Annotated in this window: 18 protein-coding genes; 8 read left to right on the top strand and 10 right to left on the bottom strand. The window is 73.2% G+C overall.

Annotated elements, in window-relative coordinates; translation table 11 throughout:
• Positions 1–90: 90 nt before the first annotated feature.
• Positions 91–2,064, bottom strand: a complete 1,974-nt coding sequence (locus tag AC1DPN_RS04045) for an ATP-dependent helicase (protein WP_477083412.1) — start codon at positions 2,062–2,064, stop codon at positions 91–93.
• 123 nt (positions 2,065–2,187) lie between these two features.
• On the opposite strand from AC1DPN_RS04045, the gene AC1DPN_RS04040 reads away from it, so the two are divergent.
• The gene (locus AC1DPN_RS04040; protein ID WP_477083411.1) at positions 2,188–2,448 is read left to right on the top strand and encodes a mycoredoxin; all 261 of its coding nucleotides are present in this window, start codon (positions 2,188–2,190) and stop codon (positions 2,446–2,448) included.
• An 11-nt stretch (positions 2,449–2,459) separates the two neighbouring features.
• On the opposite strand, the gene nudC is transcribed toward AC1DPN_RS04040, so the two are convergent.
• On the bottom strand, positions 2,460–3,422 hold the full coding sequence (gene nudC, locus AC1DPN_RS04035; protein ID WP_477083410.1) for an NAD(+) diphosphatase: 963 nt from the start codon (positions 3,420–3,422) through the stop codon (positions 2,460–2,462).
• 124 nt (positions 3,423–3,546) lie between these two features.
• On the opposite strand from nudC, the gene AC1DPN_RS04030 reads away from it, so the two are divergent.
• Positions 3,547–4,500 carry a phosphotransferase gene (locus tag AC1DPN_RS04030; protein WP_477083409.1) on the top strand — a complete coding sequence of 318 codons (954 nt, stop codon included), beginning with the start codon at positions 3,547–3,549 and terminating at the stop codon, positions 4,498–4,500.
• Between the two features lie 54 nt (positions 4,501–4,554).
• On the opposite strand, the gene AC1DPN_RS04025 is transcribed toward AC1DPN_RS04030, so the two are convergent.
• The 3 genes from AC1DPN_RS04025 to AC1DPN_RS04015 all read right to left on the bottom strand — a co-directional run bounded on the left by AC1DPN_RS04025 (position 4,555) and on the right by AC1DPN_RS04015 (position 12,428).
• Entirely contained in the window at positions 4,555–8,226 is a 3,672-nt protein-coding gene (locus AC1DPN_RS04025; RefSeq protein WP_477083408.1) for a UvrD-helicase domain-containing protein, read from the bottom strand.
• Positions 8,223–11,429, bottom strand: a complete 3,207-nt coding sequence (locus AC1DPN_RS04020; protein ID WP_477083407.1) for an ATP-dependent helicase — start codon at positions 11,427–11,429, stop codon at positions 8,223–8,225. The genes AC1DPN_RS04025 and AC1DPN_RS04020 overlap by 4 nt, the downstream gene beginning before the upstream one ends.
• Before the next feature lie 66 nt (positions 11,430–11,495).
• Positions 11,496–12,428 (bottom strand): DUF3152 domain-containing protein, encoded by a 933-nt coding sequence (locus AC1DPN_RS04015; RefSeq protein ID WP_477083406.1) that lies wholly within the window; start codon positions 12,426–12,428, stop codon positions 11,496–11,498.
• Between the two features lie 47 nt (positions 12,429–12,475).
• Here AC1DPN_RS04015 and AC1DPN_RS04010 point away from each other — a divergent pair, with 47 nt between their 5' ends.
• Together AC1DPN_RS04010 and AC1DPN_RS04005 are read left to right on the top strand one after the other, a co-directional pair.
• The gene (locus tag AC1DPN_RS04010) at positions 12,476–13,144 is read left to right on the top strand and encodes a TetR/AcrR family transcriptional regulator (protein WP_477083405.1); all 669 of its coding nucleotides are present in this window, start codon (positions 12,476–12,478) and stop codon (positions 13,142–13,144) included.
• A 69-nt stretch (positions 13,145–13,213) separates the two neighbouring features.
• Positions 13,214–13,444, top strand: coding sequence for a DUF3107 domain-containing protein (locus tag AC1DPN_RS04005; protein ID WP_477083404.1), 231 nt, complete (start codon positions 13,214–13,216; stop codon positions 13,442–13,444).
• A gap of 63 nt (positions 13,445–13,507) precedes the next feature.
• Here AC1DPN_RS04005 and AC1DPN_RS04000 read toward each other — a convergent pair whose 3' ends face one another.
• Entirely contained in the window at positions 13,508–14,245 is a 738-nt protein-coding gene (locus AC1DPN_RS04000) for a ferritin-like fold-containing protein (protein ID WP_477083403.1), read from the bottom strand.
• A gap of 369 nt (positions 14,246–14,614) precedes the next feature.
• On the opposite strand from AC1DPN_RS04000, the gene AC1DPN_RS03995 reads away from it, so the two are divergent.
• Positions 14,615–16,393: a DEAD/DEAH box helicase gene (locus AC1DPN_RS03995; protein ID WP_477083402.1), complete on the top strand. Its 1,779-nt coding sequence runs from the start codon at positions 14,615–14,617 to the stop codon at positions 16,391–16,393.
• Positions 16,394–16,459: 66 nt separating this feature from the next.
• Here the strand turns inward: AC1DPN_RS03995 and AC1DPN_RS03990 are convergent, their stop codons facing one another.
• Positions 16,460–17,083 (bottom strand): MarC family protein, encoded by a 624-nt coding sequence (locus AC1DPN_RS03990; protein ID WP_477083401.1) that lies wholly within the window; start codon positions 17,081–17,083, stop codon positions 16,460–16,462.
• Positions 17,080–17,922 carry a PHP domain-containing protein gene (locus AC1DPN_RS03985; protein WP_477083400.1) on the bottom strand — a complete coding sequence of 281 codons (843 nt, stop codon included), beginning with the start codon at positions 17,920–17,922 and terminating at the stop codon, positions 17,080–17,082. Before AC1DPN_RS03985 ends, AC1DPN_RS03990 begins: the two co-directional genes overlap by 4 nt.
• 41 nt (positions 17,923–17,963) lie before the next feature.
• Here AC1DPN_RS03985 and AC1DPN_RS03980 point away from each other — a divergent pair, with 41 nt between their 5' ends.
• On the top strand, positions 17,964–19,478 hold the full coding sequence (locus AC1DPN_RS03980; protein ID WP_477083399.1) for an aminopeptidase P family protein: 1,515 nt from the start codon (positions 17,964–17,966) through the stop codon (positions 19,476–19,478).
• 195 nt (positions 19,479–19,673) lie between these two features.
• On the opposite strand, the gene AC1DPN_RS03975 is transcribed toward AC1DPN_RS03980, so the two are convergent.
• Both AC1DPN_RS03975 and AC1DPN_RS03970 read right to left on the bottom strand, forming a co-directional pair.
• Positions 19,674–20,330, bottom strand: coding sequence for a YflT domain-containing protein (locus AC1DPN_RS03975; RefSeq protein ID WP_477083398.1), 657 nt, complete (start codon positions 20,328–20,330; stop codon positions 19,674–19,676).
• Positions 20,331–20,383: 53 nt separating this feature from the next.
• Positions 20,384–21,232 (bottom strand): class I SAM-dependent methyltransferase, encoded by an 849-nt coding sequence (locus AC1DPN_RS03970; protein WP_477083397.1) that lies wholly within the window; start codon positions 21,230–21,232, stop codon positions 20,384–20,386.
• Between the two features lie 152 nt (positions 21,233–21,384).
• Here AC1DPN_RS03970 and AC1DPN_RS03965 point away from each other — a divergent pair, with 152 nt between their 5' ends.
• On the top strand, positions 21,385–22,671 hold the full coding sequence (locus AC1DPN_RS03965) for a magnesium transporter MgtE N-terminal domain-containing protein (protein WP_477083396.1): 1,287 nt from the start codon (positions 21,385–21,387) through the stop codon (positions 22,669–22,671).
• The gene (locus AC1DPN_RS03960) at positions 22,664–23,224 is read left to right on the top strand and encodes a DUF1003 domain-containing protein (protein WP_477083395.1); all 561 of its coding nucleotides are present in this window, start codon (positions 22,664–22,666) and stop codon (positions 23,222–23,224) included. The genes AC1DPN_RS03965 and AC1DPN_RS03960 overlap by 8 nt, the downstream gene beginning before the upstream one ends.
• The last annotated feature ends 18 nt before the right edge of the window (positions 23,225–23,242 follow it).

Raw genomic sequence — 23,242 nt, 5'->3', positions numbered from 1 at the left:
CGAATTAACGAGAAATCTTCGACGAGTTTCTGCCATCTCGGATCTGGCCCCAAGAACCGCGACAATCCGGGCCGAGAAGCCGGCCGGGGCTCAGCGGACCGGTGTCCGCAAGGCTTCGAGGAGCTGCTCGCCGAGGTCCGCGAGCATCTTCGGCCCGACACCGCGCACCTGCCCGAGCTCCTCCAGCGTGGCGGGACGGCGCTCGGCGATCGCGCGGATGGTCGCCGTGGTGAGCAGTGACCCCGGCTGCCGCCGCAGCTCGGCAGCGCGGGCGTCACGCCACCGGGTCAGGGCATCGACGTCCCGCTGGTCGGGCTCCGGCGTGTCCGTCGGAACCTTCACGGTGCGGCGCTCCCCCGGCCAGAGGTCGGTGAGGAAGCGCGAGACGTTGCGCGAGGCACGGGCACGCGGGTGCCGAGCCCGCGAGTACGAGAGCTCGAGATGCTCACGCGCGCGTGTGACGCCGACATACAGCAGCCGGCGTTCCTCGGCGATCGCGGCGTCGTTCTGCGCCTGCGACGTCGGCAGGAGCCCGTCCGAGAGGCCGACGAGGAACACGGCCTCCCACTCGAGACCCTTGGCCGCGTGCAGCGACGCCAGCGTGACGCCCTCGACGGTCGGCGCGTGCTGCGCGGCGGCACGTTCGTCGAGCTCGGCGACCAGATCGGCGACCGTCGCCGGTGCACCGGCCGGCGGGGCTGCGGCGAGGACGTCCGCGAGCCCGACCAGGGCCTGCAGCGCGTCCCAGCGCTCACGGCTCGCGCCACGCCCCTCGGGCGGCTTCTCGGTCCAGCCGGCCGAGCGCAGGATGTCCCGCACCGACTCGGTCATCGGAACCTCAGGATCCGCGCCGCGAGCGCCTCCCCGCAGCAGGACCAGGGCCTTTCGCACGTCGGCGCGGTCGAAGAACCGGGCGTTGCCGCGCACCTGGTAGCCGATGCCCCGGTCCGCGAGAGCCGCCTCGAACGCCTCCGACTGCACGTTGGTCCGGAACAGCACCGCGATGTCGGCGGCCGAGAGACCGCCACGGATCAGCGACGCTATCGACGCGGTGACCCCCGCCGCCTCCGCTTCGTCGTCGGCGTAGGTGACGAATGAGACGTCGGGGCCGTCGGGGCGCTGCGCCCGCAGCGCGAGGGGCGCCGGACCGTCGGCCTTGCGCATGATGTGGTTCGCCAGGCCGACCACCTGCGGCGTCGAGCGGTAGTCGCGCACGAGCTCGACCGTCGTGGCCCGGGGGTACGACGCCGTGAACGCCGTCAGGTGGTGCGCCGTGGCTCCGGCGAACGAGTAGATGGTCTGGCTCGGGTCGCCGACCACGCAGATCTCGTCGCGGCCTCCGAGCCACTGGTCGAGCAGGTACTGCTGGAGCGGGCTGACGTCCTGGTACTCGTCGACGACGAAGTGCTTGTACTGCTCACGCACCGAGTCCGCGACATCACGTCGCTCCGCGAGCATCGCGGCGAGCAGCAGCAGGACGTCCTCGAAGTCGATGACACCCTGCTGGTCCTTCGCGGTCTCGTAGGCCGTCATGAGTCGGGCCACCGCCTGCGGGTCGACGCCACCCGGCGCCGGCCGGTCGGTCGCGGCGGCCGCCTTCTCGTAGTCGTCGGCCGTCACGAGCGAGACCTTCGCCCACTCGATCTCCGACGCCAGGTCACGGACGCTCTCGCGGTCGGTCTCGACGCCGACCAGCTGCGCAGCGTGCGCCACGACCTGCAGCTTCTTCTCGAGGATGCGCGGCGGCGCACCACCCACCACCTTCGGCCAGAAGAAGCCCAGCTGGCGCAGCGCCGCGGCGTGGAACGTCCGGGCCTGCACACCCGAGGCGCCGAGCGACCGCAGTCGGGTCCGCATCTCCCCCGCAGCCCTGGCGGTGAACGTCACCGCGAGGACGTTGCCCGGGCGGTACGCGCCCACGTGGATGCCGTACGCGATCCGGTGAGTGATCGCGCGCGTCTTGCCGGTCCCGGCACCCGCCAGCACGCGGACCGGGCCCCGCAGCGTCGTCGCGACGGCGCGTTGCTCGGGGTCGAGCGCGTCGAGGAGGGATTCGGAGGACATCGCTCCCAGTCTCGCAGCCCGGACCGACACGTCGGCACGGGTTGTGGACGACACTCGTCGGGAATCGAACGTGCGTCTCGCACGTTGTCACTGTGCGATCCACCACCGAGCGACCGAGGACCGATGACCACGCAGACCCTGCCCGAAGCCGGCACCATCACGATGTACTCCACCACCTGGTGCGGGTACTGCCGTCGGCTCAAGACGCAGCTGGACTCCGAGGGCATCGGCTACACGGAGATCGACATCGAGGACGTCCCGGACGCTGCTGAGCTCGTCGCGTCGCTGAACGGCGGCAACCAGACGGTCCCCACGGTGATCTTCCCGGACGGCTCCGCGGCGACGAACCCGTCGCTGCTGCAGGTCAAGCAGCGCCTCTCCTAGAGCGAGCCGCGCTATAGCGGGCCGCCGAACCACTCCTCCACGAGCGCCCTCGCGATCGACGTGCGGCCCGGCGCGACGACCTCGCCGCTGGCCACTGCCGCGCCGAGCTCGCCGCGCGAGAACCAGCGCGCCTCGGTGAGCTCGACCCCGTCCACCGCGACGTCGGTCGACTCCGCCACCGCGCGGAAGCCGAGCATCAGCGACGCGGGGAACGGCCAGGGCTGGCTACCCCGGTAGGACACCTCACCGACGACGACGCCGGTCTCCTCCAGCACCTCGCGCCTGACCGCGTGCTCGAGGGACTCACCCGCCTCGACGAACCCCGCGAGCGTCGACCAGCGCCCGGGCGCCCACTGCGCGGCGTGACCGAGCAGGATCCGGTCGTCGGCGTCCACGACCGCCATGATCACGGCGGGATCCGTGCGCGGGTAGTGCTCGGAGCCGTCGACCACGCAGACGCGCGTCCACCCCGCCTGGCGCACCTGCGTCGCCGCACCGCACCGCGGGCACCGGACGTGCCGTTCGTGCCACGCGTCGAGCGCGACCGCGGTCGTCGCCAGACCCGCCGCCGCACCGTCCAGGCTTGCGCCGAGCTCGCGCAGCGACGTCCACCCGGTGCGCTCGGTCGAGGAGTGGCGATGCACGAGGACGTCGGACGGCTCGCCCGTCAGGGGCAACGGGTCCAGCTCCGGCACCCGCCGGGCGAGGTACGTGACGCCCGCCGCATCCTCTCCGAGCAGCAGCCAGTCGGCCTCGGGCTCGGCCTCGTCGACCTGGGGCAGGTCGGCGACCTCCGCCGCCGACCGGTACGCGACTGCCCGCTCCGGGGACGTGCCGATCGACCCGCCGCGCACGAGCAGGATGCGCGTCGAGGGGTCGGCAAGAGCCTCGGCGACGACGTCCTGGTGGCCCCGGCGGAGCGCGGCACGGTCGATCTCGGCACGGGACAACGGCAGGTCGTCGGAAACGATCACGGCGTCACGCTACGCGGCGGCACGGCTTCCGACCCGGACAAGATCGAGCCAAACGGACGAATCGGGCGCGGACACGCCGAGCGGCTCCCCGGGCTGGGCGGCGTGTCGCTCCTATCCTGGGCGCGTGGTTCGCTCCCCCCTCGCCCTGGCCGCACTGGCAACTGTTGCCGTGCCGGGCCTCGACGCGTTCGACGTCCGTCGACCGGCCCGGCCCGGCACCGACTACGACACGGCGGTCGTCATCGACTCGACCCGGCAGCGCTGGGTCGTGCGCGCGCCGCAGCACCCCGCGGCGGGTGCGGCACTGGAGGCCGAGGTCGTGCTCCTGAGCCTCCTGGCCCCCGAGGTCGCCGCCGGACGCCTGCCGTTCGCCCTGCCGGTGCCTGCGGGCTTCGCTCATCTCCCCGAGGGCGGCCGTGCGACCGTGCACGCAGAGATCCCCGGCCAGTCGCTCGGCCTCGAGCACCTGCAGCCCGGCCCCGGGCTCGCCGCTTCGCTCGGTCGGGCGCTGGCCGCGCTGCACGAGCTTCCGACGAGCATCGTCGAGGACGCCGGCCTGCCCGTGTACGACGCGTCGGCCTACCGGCAGCGTCGCCAGGCCGAGGTCGACGAGGCCGCACGCACGGGCAAGGTGCCGCCCGCGCTCCTGCGCCGCTGGGAGTCCCGACTCGAGGACGTCGCGCTGTGGCGGTTCCGTCCGACCGTCGTGCACGGCGACCTGAGCGTCGATCGTGTCCTCGTCAGCGGCGACGCCGTCACCGGGATCTTGCACTGGGGCGACGCGTGCGTGGCCGACCCCGCCGACGACCTCGCCTGGTTGCTCGTCGCGTCCCCGTCGGACGCCGCCGACTCGATCATGGAGGCGTACCAGCTGCGCCGCACCGAGCTCATCGACCCGCACCTCGTCGACCGCGCCCTGCTCGCGGGTGAGCTCGCGCTGGCCCGGTGGCTCCTCTACGGCGTGCGGACCAACGACGCCGAGATCATCGACGACGCGGTCGCGATGCTCGTGGACCTCGACGACCACACGCGGGCCGTCGACGAGGCAGAGGCCCTGGCCGAACGCCAGATGGTCTGACCGGCGCGCCCGGCTCCGGCTGCACCGACCCTCCGGACCGACGCGCGAGCGTGCTCAGCGGTCGACCGCCCCGTCACGCGAACCGTCGCGCGACACATCACGCGACCCGTCGAGATCGAGCATCGGCTGGTCGTCGACGCGTCGAGGCTTCCGCCCCTCCCACCCCACACGTGTGCGCGCCGGACCGTTGTCGCGACGGCCCGCACGGTTCCGCCCGGGCATCGCAGGTCTGGCGGCACGCGCCACGTCAGGGGTCTCGCGGGTGGTCGCAGCCCGCAGCAGCGCCGTGATCTCGGCCTCGTCGAGCAGTCGCTCGGGATAGACCGTGACCCCGGAGCCGACGTAGCAGAACGCCGCCCGGACCCGCTCGAGCGGGATGCCGGTCCAGCGCGACCACGCGAGCCGGTAGACCGCGAGCTGGAGCTCGCGCGCGGCCCGGGTCGCGTCGTCCTTCGGCGGCGCGCCGGTCTTCCAGTCGACGACGACGACACCAGGCGCGTCCGACCCGCCAGCGCTGGACACGTGGGCGTGGTCGACACCAGGCGCATCGGGGCCCATGGACCCCGTGTCCGCGAACACCGCGTCGATCCGTGACCGCAGCACGTAGCCGTCCACGGGCGTCTCCACGTCGACCTCGATGGCGATGGGCGACCGACTGGCCCACTCCGTGGCCTGGAACACCTCGCGCAACGCCTCTTCGTCCAGGTCGACGACCGAGGACTCGTCGTCCGCGCCTGGGAGAGCGTCGACGTCGACCAGCGAGGCCGCGCCGTACCAGCTCTCCACCCACGCGTGGAAGCGGGTGCCGCGACGCGCCTGTGGCGAGGGCTCGGAGGGCACCGGCCGACGCAGGTGCCGGGCGAACTCGGCAGGGTCGCTCTCGAGCCGGACGACAGCCGACGCCGACAGGTGCGCGGGCAGCTCGACCTCCGCAGAAGGCGTCCGCACCCGCTCCCGCTCGGCCAGCAGACGCGTCGCCAGCACCGCCCAGGGGTGCCCGTCCGTACCAGCGGGGTCCGCCGAGGCCGGGTCGCCGCCCGTGACCGCGTCCATCGCTGCGCGTACCCGCCGTGCGGCGTCCTCGACGTTCGCGCGGCGCGGGGAGACACCCTCGGTCGCGAACGGGTCGGCCGGCCAGGTTGCCGAGAGCACCAGGGCACCCCGCGGGTTCTGCTCGCCGTCCGCGGGTGCCGGGTCCCACGCGTCGAGCTCGACCAGACCCGCCGCAACGAGCTCGTCGAGGAACGTCGACACCTTCCGGGCGCGCGACCCGTCACCCCACCACGCAGCGGTGAGGAAGAGGTCGGTCCGCGCGCGTGTCAGCGCGACGTAGGCGAGCCGCCGCTCCTCGGCCACCTGGTGCTCGCCCGCGCGCAGCACGAAGTCCTTGCGACGCTCGTCGAGATCCTTCGGGTCCGACGCGCCGGAGTAGGCGAGCTCCGGGAGATCGTGACGGTCGCCCCGCAAGGGGTAGGGCAGCGAGCCCAGCCCGGTGAGCCACGCAGAGTCCTTGGGCCCTTCCTTCCCCTGGGTCGCGGTCGCGGGCAGACCGCCGTCCACGAGTCCCGCGACGGCGACGACGTCCCACTCGAGCCCCTTGGCCGCGTGCACGGTGATGAGCTGGACGGCGTCCGGGTCCGGCTCGGCCACGGGCATGTCGAGCCCGTGCTCCTTCGCCTCGGCAGCCTCCAGCCAGGCCAGGAACCCGCCGAGGTTCGGGTGGTCGGCCGACCGGGCGAACTCGCCGGCCACGTCGCGGAACGCGTCCAGCTGCGCGCGCGCCCGGCCCGGTGTCGTGCCGGCTCGCGCGGCCACCTCGATGTCGAGACCCAGCAGCCGCTCCGCCTCCGCGACCAGCTCGGGAACCGAGAGGTACGTGTGTGAGCGGACGACGCGGAGCAGGCTCGCGAGGTCGAGGAGTCGCGCCCGGCCGGTCGCGCTCAGGGTCCGCCCGCCGCGGCTGGTCCAGCCCGCAGCAGGAAGCTCGCCGATCGCGTCGAGCGCGTCCACGATGCTCCGCTCGTCGACGGCGTCGGCCTCGACGACGACCTCGTGCGCGGCGCCCGGGTCATCCGCGCCGGGAGAGGGCGACTCGGTCGAGGCGACGGCCGAAGTCGCGTCGTGCCGGGCTCGTGCCGAACCGGTGTGCCGTGCGGCCAGCTCGGCGGACCAGGCCGCGAGGGCGTGCAGGTCCGCGGCGCCGAGCGCCGTTCGGGCACCCGTGAGCAGCCGCATCAAGGCATCTCCTCGAGACGGGTCGTGCGCCGCCTGCAGCACCGCGACGAGGTCCACGACCTCCGGCGCGGAGAGCAGACCACCGAGCCCGACGACCTCGACGGGCAGACCGCGAGCACGCAGCGCACGTCGCAGCGGCTCGAACTGCGAGCGCTTCCGGCACAGCACAGCCGCGCTCACCCGCCCTGCTCCGTTGACGGCTGGGCGCCAGCGCTCGGCGACGAACGAGGCGACCGCAGCGGCCTCGTCCTCGATCGTCGCAGCGACGTAGCCGTGCACCCGTCCGTCGCCCGCACCCGGTCGGGCGCCCAGGACCGGCACCTCGACGCGGGTGCTCGCGGCCCGGAGCGGACCCGCGACGTGGTTGGCGGCCGCGAGGATGCGTGCGTCGTTGCGCCACGACGTCGACAGCTGGTGCACGTCCGCCCGCGTCCGGCTCCCGTCGGCGTGCACGTGCGGGAACTGTGCCGGGAAGCCCTCGAGACCGCCGGCGCTGGCGCCCCGCCAGCCGTAGATCGACTGGTGCGGGTCACCGACCGCGGTCACGGGGTGGCCGTCGCCGAAGAGCGCGCCGAGCAGGGTGAGCTGCGCGTAGGACGTGTCCTGGTACTCGTCGAGCAGGACGACCCGGAACCGGGTGCGCTCCCCTGCGGCGACCTCCGGGACGTCCAGGGCCAACCGGGCCGCGAGCGCGACCTGGTCACCGAAGTCGATGGCGTCCGAGGCCCGCTTGCGACGTCGGTACTCGTCCACGAGGTCCAGCACGCGGGCGCGTTCGCCCAGTGAGCGGACGAGCTTCTTGGTCTCGGCGTAGGGCGCCTTCGGGGGCGTTCCCGCGGGGGTGGCCAGCAGCGCCTCGACGATGTCCTCGATGCCCGCACGGGCCGTGCGCGGGTCGAGCAGGTGCTCGTCGAGCGCGCCCGAGAGCGTCAGGACGGCCTCGATGACGGTCGATGTCGCCGCGTCGGTGTCGAGATCGTCGCTCCAGGCCTCCACGACGTCGCTGGCCAGCTGCCACTGGGCGGCCTCGCCGAGCAGGCGCGCGGACGGGTCGAGCCCGAGCCGCAGGGCGTGGTCCGAGACCAGCGAGGAGGCGTACGAGTTGTACGTCGAGATCGTCGGGCGAGCCAGGCCGACGAGCGCGTCGGCCGCATCCCCCGACGCACCGTCTGCGAGCGCGACCCCCTGCGCCGCCGCTGCCCGGGTCAGGGTCCGCAGTCGCTTGCGCACGCGCTCGGCCAGCTCACCGGCGGCCTTGCGTGTGAACGTCAGGCCGAGCACCTGGTCCGGCAGCACCACCCCGTTGGCGAGCAGCCACACGACGCGGGCCGCCATCGTCTCGGTCTTGCCGGACCCGGCGCCGGCGACGACGAGAGACGGCCCGAGCGGCGCCTCGATGATGCGGCGCTGCTCCGGCGTGGGGTCGGGCTGACCGACGAGGACCGCGATCTGGGTGGCCGACAGGATCGTCTCGGGGGTCCCCTGCCTCATGCGACCACCTGCGCGCCCTCGCCGCGGACCGGGCACGACCGCCGGACCGGGCACCGGTCGCAGAGGTCGTTGGCGGTGGCCTCGAACGTCGAGGCGGCCATCTTGTCCGCGACCTGGTCGACCAGCACACGAGCCCAGCTCGGCTCGTCGGACTCGGGACCGAGCGCGGGCTGGACACGTGTCGTCGCGGACGCGCCGGTGCCCAGGAACACGAGCTGCGCGCCGCCGCTCGTGGTGCCCGGCGGCAGGTCGGCGAACGCGCCGGTGTCGACCGCGAGCTGGTACGCGCCGAGCTGGGGGTTCTCGGCGGCCCTGGCCACGCTCGGCGGGCTCGCACCCGTCTTCAGGTCGACGACGCGCACCTCCCCGTCGTCGGCCCGCTCGATGCGGTCGATGCTGCCGCGCAGCGTTGCCCTGTCGGTCTCGACCGTGAACGCGCCCTCGACCAGGAGCGGCTCCCCCGACGACTGCAGGTAGCCGGCGAGCCGGCCCACCATCGCGTCTGCGCGTCGTCGCGTCGCCGTCGCCGGCCAGCCCGCGCCCAGGCCGAGCTCGCCCCACCGGCGGTCCAGGGCGGCCGACAGCTCCGCGTGCGTGCCCTGCGGGTGCTCCTGCGCGATCGCGTGCAGCAGGGTGCCGAGGTTCTGGAGGCCGCTTGCGGACGCGGTTCCGCCCGCGGACTCGAGGGCCCAGCGCAGCGCGCACCGCTGCGCCGTCTCGACCTTCGAGGGCGAGACGGGCACGCGCTCGTCCGGTCCCCACAGCGGGCCGTCGCTCGACGGGGACGCGAGACCGAGCCACTCCTCGGGATCGGCACCGACGGCGCCAGCAGCGGCGAGTCGTGCCAACGTCTGCGCCGCCAGAGGGTCGGGCTCGACGCCGTCGGCGGCGGACTGCTCCAGGTGGGCGCGCAGCCCGGCGACGAGGCCGCGCAGGTCGAGCGGCGAGGGTGCGCTGGTCCGCCGCGGGTCGAGGTCCTCGTCGTTCGGCTCGACGAGCTCCACGAACAAGGACGGCTGCTGGTCGACGTCGTCGACCGCGGTGACGAGCAGTGACGTGCGGGCGCGGGAGCACGCCACGGCGAACGTCCGCAGCTCGTCCGCGAGCACCGCCTGGCGGGCCTCCGCGGCGTCTCGGCCGGGATCGGACGACCCGCCCGGGACCGCGCGGCCCGCGACGATGTCGACGAGCGCCTGCGCTCCGAGCAGGGAGTCGCGCAGACGCAGGTCGGGCCATGTGCCGTCCTGCACCCCCGCGACCACCACGACCTCCCACTCGCGCCCGGCGGCACCAGCCGGCGTGAGCACCTGGACAGCGGCCCGCCGGGCACGCGCCGCCAGCGAGTCCGAGGGCAGGTCCTGGGCCTGGAGCCAGTCGACGAACGCTGCCGGCGCCGAGCGTGGCATCCGGTCCACGAACGTCTCCGCCGCCCGGAAGACCGCCAGCACGGCGTCGAGGTCGCGGTCGGCGCGCTCGCCGGCCGTCCCACCGGCGAGCGCGGACCGCCGCCACGACTCGGCTTGCCCGGTCGCGTCCCAGAGCGACCACAGCACCGTCTGGGCATCCGCCTCCGGTCGCTCTGCGGCTGCCCGGCCGGCGGCCAGCACCCGAGCGAGGCGGACCACCGGGCGCGCTGCGACGGGCAGCGCTTCGGGGGCATCGCCGCTCAACGCCTCGACCAGCAGCTCGTCGCTGGCCCGGCCACCCCCCTCGGCGATCTCGTGCGCACGCAGCGCACGACGCACGCGCCGAAGCCCGACGGCGTCCAGACCGCCCAGCGGTGAGCAGGCGAGCCGGGCGGTGGTGCTCGCGTCCAGGACCGCGGCCCCGACGCAGACCCGCATGGCCTCGAGCAGCGGAGCGACCGCGGGCTCGTCGCGCAGCGGGACGTCGCTGCCGAGCACGCTCACGGGCACGGCGGCCCCGGCCAGCGCCCGGCGCAGGGCGGTGACCTGCGCGCCGGTCGGTGCGATGACTGCCATGTCCGCCCACGCCACGTCCCGCTCGATGTGCGCGGTGCGCAGCGTGTGGGCGATATACGCGGCCTCCTGCGCGGCGCTCGGAAGCAGCGCCACGCGCGCCCCGTCACCCGTCTGCCCTGCGGCGGTCGCGTGCCGGTGCCGGACCACGCCGACCGTGCCGATCCGCTCGGTGATCCGGCCGACGACCTGGCGCAGCTCGGCGTCGTGGCGCCAGACCGTGCGCAGCGTCGTGGTGCGTGCCCCGAGCTCACCAGGACCGGACCCGGTGACGACCGCGCGCCCGACCAGCGCCGGCTCGGCGCCCCGGAACGTCTGCACGGCGGCGTCCGGGTCGGCGAGGAGGACCACGCGCGCGTCGTCGTCGGCCAGGGCCCGCACGAAGCGCGCCGTCGCCGAGGTGCTCTCCTGATGGTCGTCGACGATCACCAGGCGCCAACCCGGCCGGACGGCGCCGGGAACCTCGTCCTCCCAGGTCGCCAGCGCCTGCGCGGCCTCGTCGACGACGATCGCGGGGTCGAGGCGGGCGCCGAGGTCCGGGGTGCCGGAGCGCAGCTCCACGACGTCGAGGTACTCCTCGTACAGGCGCGCGGCGCTCACCCACGTCGGCCGGCCGAAGCGCTCGCCGAGCTCGGCCAGCCCCGCAGGCCGCACCCCGCGCTCGGCCGCGCGCATGAACAGGTCGCGCAGCTCGTCGCGGAACGGACGCAGTCCGAGGACGTCGGGGCGCACCTGCGCGGGCCACGCGAGCGGGACGCCGTCGCCCGCCGTGTGCCCTGCGAGCAGCTCACCGAGCATCAGGTCCTGCTCCGCGCCGGACACGAGCGTGGGGGGCGGCTCGCCGAGCTGAGCGGCGCGCGCCCGCAGGACCGAGCACGCCGCCGCCGCGGCGGTCTGCACGAGCGGTCGCCCCGAGGTGGCGCGCAGCCGCGCCGAGAGCCGGTCGCGCAGGTCGGCCGCCGAACGTCGGCTCGCCGCGATGACCAGCACGTCGTGCGCGTCGAGACCGGACTCCACCGCGGCGACCACCGACTCGAGCGCGACCGTCGTCTTGCCCGTTCCCGGCGCACCGAGAACCAGGAGCGCCTGCTCCGTGCCGCGTGCGACCGCCGCGACGGCTGCCGCCTGGTCCGGGTCGAGATGCACCAGCGAGCCCGGGCCGGAGGCCGGGACGTCCGCGAACGCCGGGCGCACGAGGCGCAGGGCGGGAGTCGCGGTGGTCACGCAGAAGAGTCCATCACGGGCCGCCGACAAGCCTGCGCAGGACCCGCCCTCAGCGACCGATCGGGCCTACGGGAACGGCCAGGCGTTGGGAAGGCACGGCGCCACCTGGTACGACTGCTGCTGCATCACCGGGGCGATCTGCCCTGCGCCGCCGCAGCTCTCGTGCTGGTGCCCCAGCAGGTGCCCGACCTCGTGGTTCACCAGGTACTGCCGGTAGAGCACCTTGTCGGCGGCGTACTCCGGCGTCGCCTCGACCCAGCGACGCAGGTTCAGAGCCGCGTGCCCTGCGCGGCCGCAGGAGACCTCGCCCCTGGTCCGCAGCGGCGCGCACAGCGCGTCGACGGTCTTCGGCGAGGCCAGGAGCACGCGCAGCTCGGCCTCGCCGTCGGTCCGGGCGAACGACGTCGACCCGTCGCCGCCCCAGCCGCGTGCATCGTTCAGCGTCGCCATGACGGTCGCGGCGAACAGTGCGCCGTCGACCGCGAGACCCGCCTCGACCTCCACCCGCACCGTCCGGACGGTCCCCGTGCCGGGACCGGGATCGCTGCCCGGCACGACGACGAACGTGCCGCCCGCCACCTCCGGCACGTCCGCCGACAGGAGGCCCGAGGCGACGTCGGCGGCCGTCAGCCCCGGTGGGAGCGCGACGACCTCCGGGACCGGCTCCACGGGGACGGCGACCTCTGACGGGGCGGCGACCGGGTCCGGATCCTCGAGCGAGGAGCTCTTCTTCGCGTCCGCCTCGGGCGCGGCCTCGTCGGACACCACGTCACCAGGGCTCTCAGACGCCGCAGTCGCGGGCGTCGTCTCCCCACCGAACAACCCGCTCACGCGCGGATCCGCGGAGGTCGCCCACGCACTGCCCGCTCCCGCGACGAGTCCGACGACCACGGCGACGCCGAGCAGGGCACGCCTGCGCGCAGGCACACCTGCGGGGCGCGCGTGGCGGCGCACGCGCGCCGCATCGTCGGCATTCCGGCCTGCGCCGGTCTTCTTCACACCCGCATCGTCGCATCGTTGACACATGCCGTCGCTACGATCACGGGATGACGGCCGAGTCAGAAGGCTCCCCCCCGCGTCCGCGCAGCCCGCGGATGGCTCGTGACGAGCGCCGGGCGCAGGTGCTCCGGATCGCCCAGGAGCTCTTCTCCACCGACGGCTACCACCACGTCTCCATGGACGACATCGCGGAGCGCGCCGAGGTCAGCAAGCCCGTGCTGTACCGGCACTTCCCGTCCAAGCTCGACCTGTACCTCGCCGTCGTCGACCTGCGCGGGACCGACCTGCTCGTCGCCGTCGACGCGGCGGTCGCCGGCATCGAGCAGGGACCTGTCCGCCGGGGCGACGGACGCGACGTCATCGCCGCGATCGTGGAGGCGTACGTCATGTTCGTCGAGAGCGCAGGAGAGGCCTCGGTCCTGCTGTTCGAGTCGGACGTCACGCACGACGCCGACGTGCGCGCCCGGGTCGAGCACGCGTCCTCGCAGGCGGCGTTGCGGATCACGACCGTGTTGTCCGAGGTCACAGCCCTGTCGCTCGAGGACGCGGGCCTGCTGGCGGTCTCGATGATCGCGATGGCGGAGGGCGCGGCGACGCACCGGCTGCGCAAGCCGGACGACGTGACGCCCGAGCGGACCGTCCAGCTGGTGACCCAGCTCGCCTGGGGCGGGGTGTCGGCGCTGATCCGGCCCGACTTCGTCTACGAGGACGCCTAGGATCGGACGATGCGCCTTGGCCCACCGGCCGGCGAAGCAGCGAACGCCTGAGTAAGGGACGTGGAAGAGATGACGGTGGAGATCACCATCGGCGTGCAGAACTCACCCCGCGAGATCAGCCTCGAGTCGGACCAGACGCCCGACGAGATCGGCGCGGTCGTCGCAGCCGCCCTCAGTGGCCGGCCGACCCTCGAGCTGACCGACGTGCGCGGTCGCCGGGTCATCGTGCCGGTCGCGAGCCTCGGCTACGTCGAGATCGGCTCGGAGCAGAAGGGCCGCGTCGGCTTCGGCACCCTCTGACGCAGCGAACGAGAGAGCCCCGGACGGTGACCGTCCGGGGCTCTCTCGCATCTTGAGGCAGGTTCAGGCAGTGAGGCCCAGCCGCGCCATCCGCCGCGTGTGCTGCGCGGTGAGCTCGCCGAACAGCTTGGGGGGCGCTCCCGGCGCGTCGCCGGACGCACCCTCGGGGGTCCGAGCGGCACCGAGCGCGACGAGCCGGACCAGCGCGGGCCGCTGCACGAGCAACCGCTGCACCACACCGAGCGCCTCGCCGACCAGCCGACGACCCCAGAGCGCGAGCCGAGCGCTGAGCACACCGTCCACCGAGCCCGCGGCGTCGAGCTCGGCGACGGCAAGCTCGGCGTGCGAGGCGTCGTCGAGGACCTCGAGCACGATCGCACGCGACCCTTCGTCGAGCCCCTCGGCAGCCAGCCTGCAGAAGTCGTCGGCGACGCCGTAGCCGACGTACGCCTTGAGCAGCCGCTCCCACCAGGTGCTCGGCGGTGTGCGGGCGTCGAAGTCGTCGAGGACGTGGTCGTACTGCCGGACCGCCTCGACAGGGTCGCCACCGATCTCGGCGATGCGTGCCAGGATCTTGTCGCGGCGGGTGATCGCACCAGCCGCGAACCTGCTGAGCTCGAGGCGCTGCTCGATGGTCGGCGCGAGCGCTGAGTCCGCCGCGAGACGCCCGAAGGCCACGTGCTCGAGCTGCGCGACGAGACCGAGCAGCTCGACCGCGTCGTCGTGCTCCAGCGCCGTGCTCCCGTCGCCGAGACCGGGGGCTCGTTCGGCGCTCTCAGGTCGCGAGGGGGTCGTGGTCATCCGAGGATCTTAGTCCGGTCCGGCAGCGGCGCGCAGGGCAGCGGCACAGCGGGTCGACGAGCGCGACCGCGAGCCGACGGCGGGTCCCGGGACCAGCCCCTGAGGCGTCGGATAGACTGGGCGTGTACATCGGTTGCCCGGTCGTCTCGTTCGCAAGAGTTCTGACCCACCTCGCTCAGCCCCGGCTCGTCCGGAAGACGCTCGCGAGTCGCCTTTCACGATCGGCTGCCGGCCACATCGCGTGGTGAGCTCCGCTGTCGCCCGGGAACGATCCGACGAACCCGACGGACATCCGTCGAATGCTGTCGAACTGTCGTGAACACCCGGACAGCGCGCGAGTCACCACCCTTCGCAGTGAAGAGCTTCTTGGTGACGACGACCGACATCAACCCGACCGCGTCCGACGACACGCCCGACCAGATCGAAGATCAGGTGCCGGAGCAGGTGTCTGCCCTGGCCGCCCCCATGTCCCGCCCGCTGAAGAACACCTGGTCCTCCGTGCAGGCCGTCGAGGCCTCGTTCGCGGACTTCGACGTGCGCCCCGAGATCGTGCAGGCGCTCGCCGACGCCGGGATCACGCACCCGTTCCCCATCCAGGCGATGACCCTGCCCGTGGCGCTGTCCGGCCACGACATCATCGGCCAGGCCAAGACCGGTACCGGCAAGACCCTCGGCTTCGGCGTCCCGATGCTGCACCGCGTCATCGCCCCCGGCGAGGAGGGCTACGACCAGCTGCCCGAGCCGGGCAAGCCGCAGGCGCTCGTCGTCGTCCCCACCCGTGAGCTCGCCGTGCAGGTGGCCGGTGACCTCGCCACGATGAGCGCGCGCCGCTCGGTCCGCGTGCTGCAGGTCTACGGCGGGCGTGCGTACGAGCCGCAGATCGCCGCGCTGAACAGCGGGGTCGACGTCGTCGTCGGCACGCCGGGCCGCATGATCGACCTGCTCAAGCAGCGTCACCTCGACCTGTCCCGCGTCAAGGCGGTCGTGCTCGACGAGGCCGACGAGATGCTGGACCTCGGCTTCCTGCCCGACGTCGAGACGCTCCTGAGCGCGACCCCCGCGAGCCGCCACACGATGCTGTTCTCGGCGACCATGCCGGGCGCCGTCGTCGCGATGGCGCGCCGGTACATGACGCAGCCCACGCACATCCGCGCGGCTGACCCGGACGACGACGGCCAGACCGTCAAGAACATCAAGCAGGTCGTCTACCGCGCGCACGCGCTGGACAAGGTCGAGCTCCTCGCCCGCATCCTGCAGTCGCGCGACCGCGGCCTGACGATCGTGTTCGCCCGCACCAAGAGGACGGCCGCCAAGGTCGCCGACGACCTGGTCGAGCGCGGCTTCGCCGCCGGTGCGCTGCACGGCGACCTCGGTCAGGGCGCGCGCGAGCAGGCGCTGCGGGCGTTCCGGCACGGCAAGGTCGACGTGCTGGTCGCCACGGACGTGGCAGCCCGCGGCATCGACGTCGAGGCCGTCACGCACGTCATCAACTACCAGTGCCCCGAGGACGAGAAGACCTACCTGCACCGCACGGGACGCACCGGCCGCGCCGGCGCCAAGGGCACCGCGGTCACGTTCGTCGACTGGGACGACATCCCCCGCTGGGGCCTGATCGACAAGGCACTCGGCCTGGGCATCCCCGAGCCGGTCGAGACGTACTCCAGCTCGGCGCACCTGTTCACGGACCTCGACATCCCCGAGGGCACCAAGGGCCGCCTGCCCAAGGCGCAGCAGACCCGCGAGGGCCTCGGCGCCGAGAAGCTCGAGGACCTCGGCGAGACGGGCAAGCGTGGCGGTGGCAGCCGTCCGACCGGCTCCGACTCGCGCTCGGGCGGCGACCGCGGTCCGCGCACGGGCAGCACCTCGGCTCCGCGCAGCTCCGCACCCCAGTCGGAGGGCACCGACGGCGAGAGCCGTGGTCGCCGCCGCGGTGGTCGCGGACGCGGCCGTGGAGAGGCCGGTCCGGCGGGCACGTCGACGACCGGAGCGGCCGGCGCCGAGGCCACGGCCGGCGGCCCGACGAGCACCACGACGGGCGGCGAGCCGGGCACGTCGGCACGTCGCAGCCGCAACCGTCGCCGCACCCGCAGCGGCGCGAGCACGGGCACGGAGGCGACCTCGACGCCGGCTCCAGCCACGGACGCCTGACCCCAGCCACAGACCGGACGGGCACGCATCCCTCGCGGGGTGCGTGCCCGTTCGTCGTGCGAGCGGCTACGCGGCCTTGATGAACGCCTCGACGGCGTTCGCGATCAGCTGCACGGCGATCGCGGCGAGCAGCAGACCCGCGATCCGGGTGACCAGGATCGTGCCGCCGTCGCCGAGCACCCGGTGGATCACGTTGGCGAACCGCATGGCCAGGTAGAGGCACACGTGCACGGCGAGGACGCCCAGGGCGATCGCCACCCAGTCGGCCGCGGTCTGGTCGGACTGCTGCACGAACACCATGGTCGCGACGATGGCACCGGGCCCGGCCAGCAGCGGGGTCCCGAGCGGCACCAGCGCCACGTTGACCTTGCCGTCCCCGGCTGGCTTGGGCTCCTCCATCTTGCCCGTCAGCAGCTCCATGGCGACGAGCAGGAGGAGGAGGCCGCCGGACGCCTGCAGCGCGGGCAGCGTGATGTGCAGGTAGTCCAGCAGCTTCTGCCCGAACAGGGCGAACGCGACGATCACGCCGAGCGCCACGAGCACGGCCTGGCGGGCGGCGCGGTTGCGCTGGCTGCGCGTCATCGCTGCGGTCAGCCCGAGGAAGATCGGGACGGTCCCGGGCGGGTCCATGATGACGAAGAGCGTGATGAACACCGACCCGAACAGCTGCCAGTCGATCACGGCGCTCATGCGCGCACGACCCCGGTCACGCCCTGGTCCTCGATCGCCGAGAGCACGTCGGGGTCGGTCAGGTTCTCCCCGAGCCGGTTGAGCTTCCCCGACCCGTGGTAGTCGCTCGACCCGGTCACCAGGAGCCCGAGCCGGTCGGCGATCCCGGTCAGGCGCGCTCGCTGCGCAGGGCTGTGGTCACGGTGGTTGACCTCGATGCCCGCGAGGCCGGCGGCGGCCAGGCGGTCGAAGTCGGCGTCCGGAACCACCTGCCCCCGCGCATCGGCACCGGGGTGCGCGAACACCGGCACGCCACCCGCGGCACGGATCGCGCGGACCGCGTCGGCCCCGTCGGGCGCGTAGTGCGGCACGTGGTAGCGGCCGTCGGCCCGCAGCAGGTGGACGAACGCGGCGTCCCGGTCGGGCACGATCCCCAGCGCGACCAGCGCGTCCGCGATGTGGGGACGGCCGATGACCTCCGCATCCTGGGAGTGCTCCAGCACGTCCTGCCAGGTGATCGGGTAGTCCGCCGCCAGCAGCTCGACGATCGCCCGGGCGCGGCCGACGCGCGCGTCCCGGGTCTTGTCGAGCTCGAGGGTCAGGGCCGTCGCGGTGGGGTCCTGCAGGTAGGACAGCAGGTGGATGCTGATCCCGTGCGCGCGGGCCGACACCTCGGTGCCGAGCACCAGGTCGATGCCGTGCCGTCGCGCCGAGTCGGAGGCCTCGTCCCAGCCCACCGTCGTGTCGTGGTCGGTCAGCGCGACGACGTCCAGCCCAGCGGCAGCGGCAGCGGCGACGACCTCACCCGGGGAGTCCCTGCCGTCGGAAGCTGTGGAGTGGGTGTGGAGGTCGATGCGCACGGGCCCACGGTAGCGGTGGCGACGGGTGGGAAGATGAGCCCATGAGCGAGGAGAGCACCACCGAGCAGTCGCTGGCAGACCGTGCGTCCAACAGGTCGCAGCGACCGTCGTCCGCCGAGTTCGTCAGGTTCATCACCTCGGGCTGGGGCGACCGGCCCGCGTCCGACGTCGTGCGCGGTCCCGCGGCCGACGCGACCGCGGCCCGACGCGGCGAGATCTCGAACCGGTTCCCCGGTGAACGCCTGGTGATCCCCGCCGGCACGTTCAAGGTGCGCTCCAACGACACCGACTACCGCTTCCGCCCCCACTCGGCGTTCGCGCACCTCACAGGCCTGGGCGTCGAGCAGGAGCCCGATGCGGTCCTGGTCCTGCACCCGGTCCAGGACGGCACGGGCGACGACGGCAGCGGCCACGAGGCGGTCCTGTACATCCGGCCGCTCGCGGGCCGCGACACGGAGGAGTTCTTCTCCGACGCCCGCTACGGCGAGTTCTGGGTGGGCGCGCGGCCGTCGCTCGAGGACATCGAGACCCTGACGGGTGTCCGGACCGCGCACGTCGACGACCTGCGCGACGCGCTGGCCAAGGACGTGGGCGTGGACGGCGTGCAGCTGCGCGTCGTGCCCGACGTCGACGAGGCGATCGAGGCCGTGGTCGACGAGATCCGCGCGGCCGAGCAGGCCGGAGTGCGCGACGAGGTGCTGGCCGAGGCGCTCTCGGAGCTGCGTCTGGTGAAGGACGCCCACGAGGTCGAGCAGATGCGCCTCGCGGTCGCGACGACGATCGACGGCTTCGAGCAGGTCGTGCGGCGGCTGCCCGAGGCGATCGCGCACCGGCGTGGCGAGCGGGTGATCGAGGGCACGCTCGTCGGGCACGCGCGCCAGGAGGGCAACGCGGTCGGCTACGAGACGATCGCCGCCGCCGGGGAGCACGCCACGACGCTGCACTGGACCGACAACGACGGCAAGGTACGCGCAGGCGAGCTGGTCCTCATCGACGCGGGCGTCGAGGTCGACTCCCTCTACACGGCGGACATCACGCGGACGCTCCCGATCGACGGCACGTTCACCGAGGTGCAGCGCCGCGTCTACCAGGCCGTCCTGGACGCCGCGGACGCCGGTCTCGCGGCCGCCGTGCCGGGTGCGAAGTTCCGTGACGTGCACGCTGCGGCGATGCAGGTGATCGCCGAGCGGCTCTCCGAGTGGGGTCTCCTGCCGGTCTCCGCCGAGGAGTCGCTGCTGCCCGAGAACCAGCACCACCGCCGTTGGATGGTGCACGGGACGAGCCATCACCTGGGCCTCGACGTGCACGACTGCGCGCAGGCGCGGGCCGAGCTGTACCTGGACGGCGTGCTCGAGCCGGGCATGGTGTTCACGATCGAGCCGGGCCTGTACTTCAAGTCCGACGACCTGCTGGTTCCGCAGGAGTACCGCGGCATCGGTGTGCGCATCGAGGACGACGTGCTGATCACCGCGGACGGCAACGAGAACCTCTCGGCCGCACTTCCGCGCGACCCCGACGAGGTCGAGGCGTGGATGGACGGACTTCTGAACGGGTAGTCGAGCACGCCCGCCGTCGCGCGTCACCCCTGCGCCGGGACGATCCACGTCCCGCTAGCACCGGGAGGCACACGGTGGAAGGACTTTCCGCTCTCTTGTTCCAGAAGTTCGCGCACGGCGACATCCGCAGCGCCCTGCCCGACGCGCCGACGCTCGAACCTCCGTTGACGTCCGCGGAGCGGCGGGCGGCGCGGGTCAGGGCGCGGCAGGCGGCGAGGGCGGTCCGCTCGGCGGAGCGGGTGGTGCGGGCTTCTCGTCCTCGACCGGCGGCGCCTGCGGTGCGGCAGGCGGGTACGCAGCCGACGGACCCGGCGACGCTGTGGTGGTGACGGGCGTGGGAGGGACGGGGCGTGCGGGCCAGCCGGACTGCACGCCGCCGATCTCCCGGAGGAGGTTGCGCGCCTTGTTCGCCTGCTCCGCCTTGCACAGCACGGCGTAGGACGACGCGACGATCTGGCTCGTGGACGTGAAGTCACGCCGACGGCGCGTCATCGAGTAGGTCACCACCGAGAAGAGCATCCCGAACGCGCCGCCGATCAGGATCGCCGACAGGATCGGTGTGCCGGAGCCCGCCTCGGAGAACAGGCTGAGCAGCAGCCCGACGAACAGGCCGAGCCACGCTCCGGTGAGGAATCCGCCGAGCGCGGCCCGCGGGTAGGACAGGCGACCGGTGACACGCTCGACCATCCGCAGGTCCGCGCCGACGATCGTCACGAGCCGGACCGGGAAGTCCTTGTCCGCGAGGTGCGCGACGGCCCTCTGGGCCTGGGCGTAGGTGTCGTAGGCCGCGACGGTCTCCCCCTGCGGCTGCGTCTGGTCGCGCGGGGTGCGCGCTGCGCCGGGGAACGACATGCGGCGATCCTCTCCCACGCGTCCGGCGATAGCCAGGCCCGAAGCGGCCCCGCTCAGCCCCGTCGGTGCGCGAGCCTGTGCCACGCCTTGCCGCCGACCAGTCCGATCCCCCCGACGAGCGCCCGAGCAGGCTGGGTGACCGGCGCGAAGCGGCCGGGGCGCCTCCGGTCGACCTTGCGGATCACGTAGACCTCGTTGTGCATCGCGTCGATGCCGCGGGACCGGTCGACTGTGTTCACGGTGGTGACGCTCGTCCCGCCCGTCCACCGCGACAGCAGGTCCTCGAAGTCCTGGCCGTACTCGTAGGTGACCAGCGCACGGTGGTCCCCCACCGGGCTGCCGTGGTACTGAGCCGGACGGAGGTGCTCGACCGTGCCGTCCGACGCGAGACGCGCACGCTGCTTCGTCTCGTCGAGCCCGCGGAACTTCGGCGTCGTGAACACGTGCGCGCCGCCGGGGCGCAGCACCCGGTGGATCTCGGCGACGGCCCGCTCGGGGTGGAAGACATGCTCCAGGACGTCCTGGGTGACGACGAGGTCGAACGTCCCGTCGGCGAACGTCAGCTCCTCGACGGACTCGCACCGGATGCCGTCGACCTCCGCTCCGAGGGCGACCTCGGGAAGGTACTGCGAGCTGGTGTAGTGCTGGGCGAACCTGCTGATGTAGTCGTTCGACGGCGACGACTCGTGGATCTGGAGCGCCTCCCAGCCGGGGAACTGGTCGTCGAGCACGGCTTGGAGGTGGCGTTGTCGCGGGATCGAGCCGCACACGCCGCAGACGTAGTGGTCTCGCAGCCACTCCTGGTGCGCGCGGAACGTGGTGAGGTGGCGACAGCACGCGCAGTAGCCGTCGTTCTCGAAGAGCCAGTCCTGGTCAGTCGACGCGGCGGTTTCTTCGTTCACGCGATTCCCTCCACGGGTCCTGGGTCGTCGTGCACCTGCAACCTAAGCGACAGCGGGGCACCGCGGGCAGACGCTGCGCGGACCGGATCGGATCGGCGTGTGCCGCGCCGTGAGGGCGTGCCCCGTCGGCGCGCCGGTCTAGGCTGACCGACGTGAGCAGCGTCGGGACCCGGGTGTTCGTCGCGCGCCTTGCCGGGACCAGCGTGTTCGACCCCCTGGGTGACCAGGTGGGACGTGTGCGCGACGTCGTCGTGCTGGTGCGTCCCAAGGGTGCGCCCCGAGCCGTCGGGCTCGTGGTCGAAGTGGGCAGCCGTCGCCGGGTGTTCCTGCCGCTCACGCGTGTCACGTCCGTCGACGCCGGTCAGGTCATCTCGACCGGCCTGGTGAACATGCGCCGGTTCGAGCAGCGCGCGTTCGAGACGCTCGCGGTCGGGGAGCTCCTCGACCGCACGGTGGAGTTCGTCGACGGGTCCGGCGTCGCGTCCATCGAGGACGTCGCGATCGAGCTGCAGCGCAACGGCGACTGGGTGATCTCCAAGCTCTTCGTGCGGCGCCGTCCGGCGGGACGCTCGGGCATCCTGCGCCGCCGCGGGGAGACGTTGCTGGTCTCCGTCGACGAGGTCACGGGACTCGCGCAGGCCACGGCCGCCCAGGGCGCCGAGCTGATGCTCGCGCAGTACGAGGACCTCAAGCCCGCCGACCTGGCGGACGTCCTGCACGACCTCGGGCTGACGCGACGCCTCGAGGTGGCCAGCGCGCTCGACAACGAGCGCCTCGCGGACGTGCTCGAGGAGCTGCCCGAGGACGACCAGGTCGGCATCCTGCAGGGGCTGGCGCGCACGCGTGCGGCCGACGTCCTCGAGGCGATGCAGCCTGACGACGCGGCGGACCTGCTGAACGAGCTGCCGGACGACCAGCAGGCCGAGCTCCTCGAGCTGATGGAGCCCGAGGAGGCCAAGGACGTCCGGCGCCTGCTCGCGTACGAGGACAACACCGCGGGCGGTCTGATGACCACCGAGCCGGTGATCCTCGGTCCGGAGACCCCGATCGCCGCAGCCCTCGCGCACGTCCGCCGGCAGGACCTCACGCCCGCGCTCGCGTCGATGGTGTTCGTCGCGCGGCCCCCGCTGGAGACGCCGACCGGACGGTTCATCGGTGTCGTGCACCTGCAGCGGCTGCTGCGCGAGCCGCCGCACGAGTCGATCGGCTCGATCATCGACACCGACATCGAGGCGCTCGAGGTCGATGCCCCTCTGCTCGCGGTGACTCGCCAGCTGGCCACCTACAACCTGCTGGCCCTGCCCGTCGTCGACGCCGAGAAGCGCCTGCTCGGCGTGGTCTCGGTCGACGACGTGCTGGACCACCTGCTGCCCGAGGACTGGCGCGAGACGGACGACGACGGCACCATGCCGCAGGACATGGGCGTGCGCCGTGCCTGAGCGCCTCGACACCCCGCGCAGCACGCGCCGCGTCCTGATCCGCCGCCCGCAGATCGACGAGGACGCGTCCGGCAAGATCTCGGAGAGCATCGCCCGCTTCCTGGGCACGCCGCGGTTCATCATCTGGCTGTCGATCTTCTGCGTCGCGTGGATCCTCTGGAACGTCGACATCGGTCCTGACCGGCCGCAGTTCGACTCCGCCGCACGCGGCTTCACGGCGTTGACGCTCGTCCTGTCGCTGCAGGCCTCCTACGCCGCCCCGCTCATCCTCCTCGCGCAGAACCGGCAGACGGACCGCGACCGCGTGCAGGCCGAGCAGGACCGCCAGCGCTCGGAGCGGAACCTCGCCGACACGGAGTTCCTGGCGCGCGAGATGGCCGCCCTGCGCATCGCGCTGTCCGAGGTGGCCACCCGCGACTTCATCCGATCCGAGCTGCGCAACCTGCTCGAGGACATGGCCGCGGAGCGCGACGACGACAAGGGCGAGGCCGGGGCGGAGCGCGAGGCCGCCGACAAGGAGCCGAAGAAGTCCCGGCGGTCTCCTCGCACCTGATCGCCAACCTACGATGGG

This window comes from Cellulomonas sp. P4_H4 (assembly GCF_056400865.1).
This window is presented reverse-complemented; position numbering and strand designations above follow the sequence as displayed.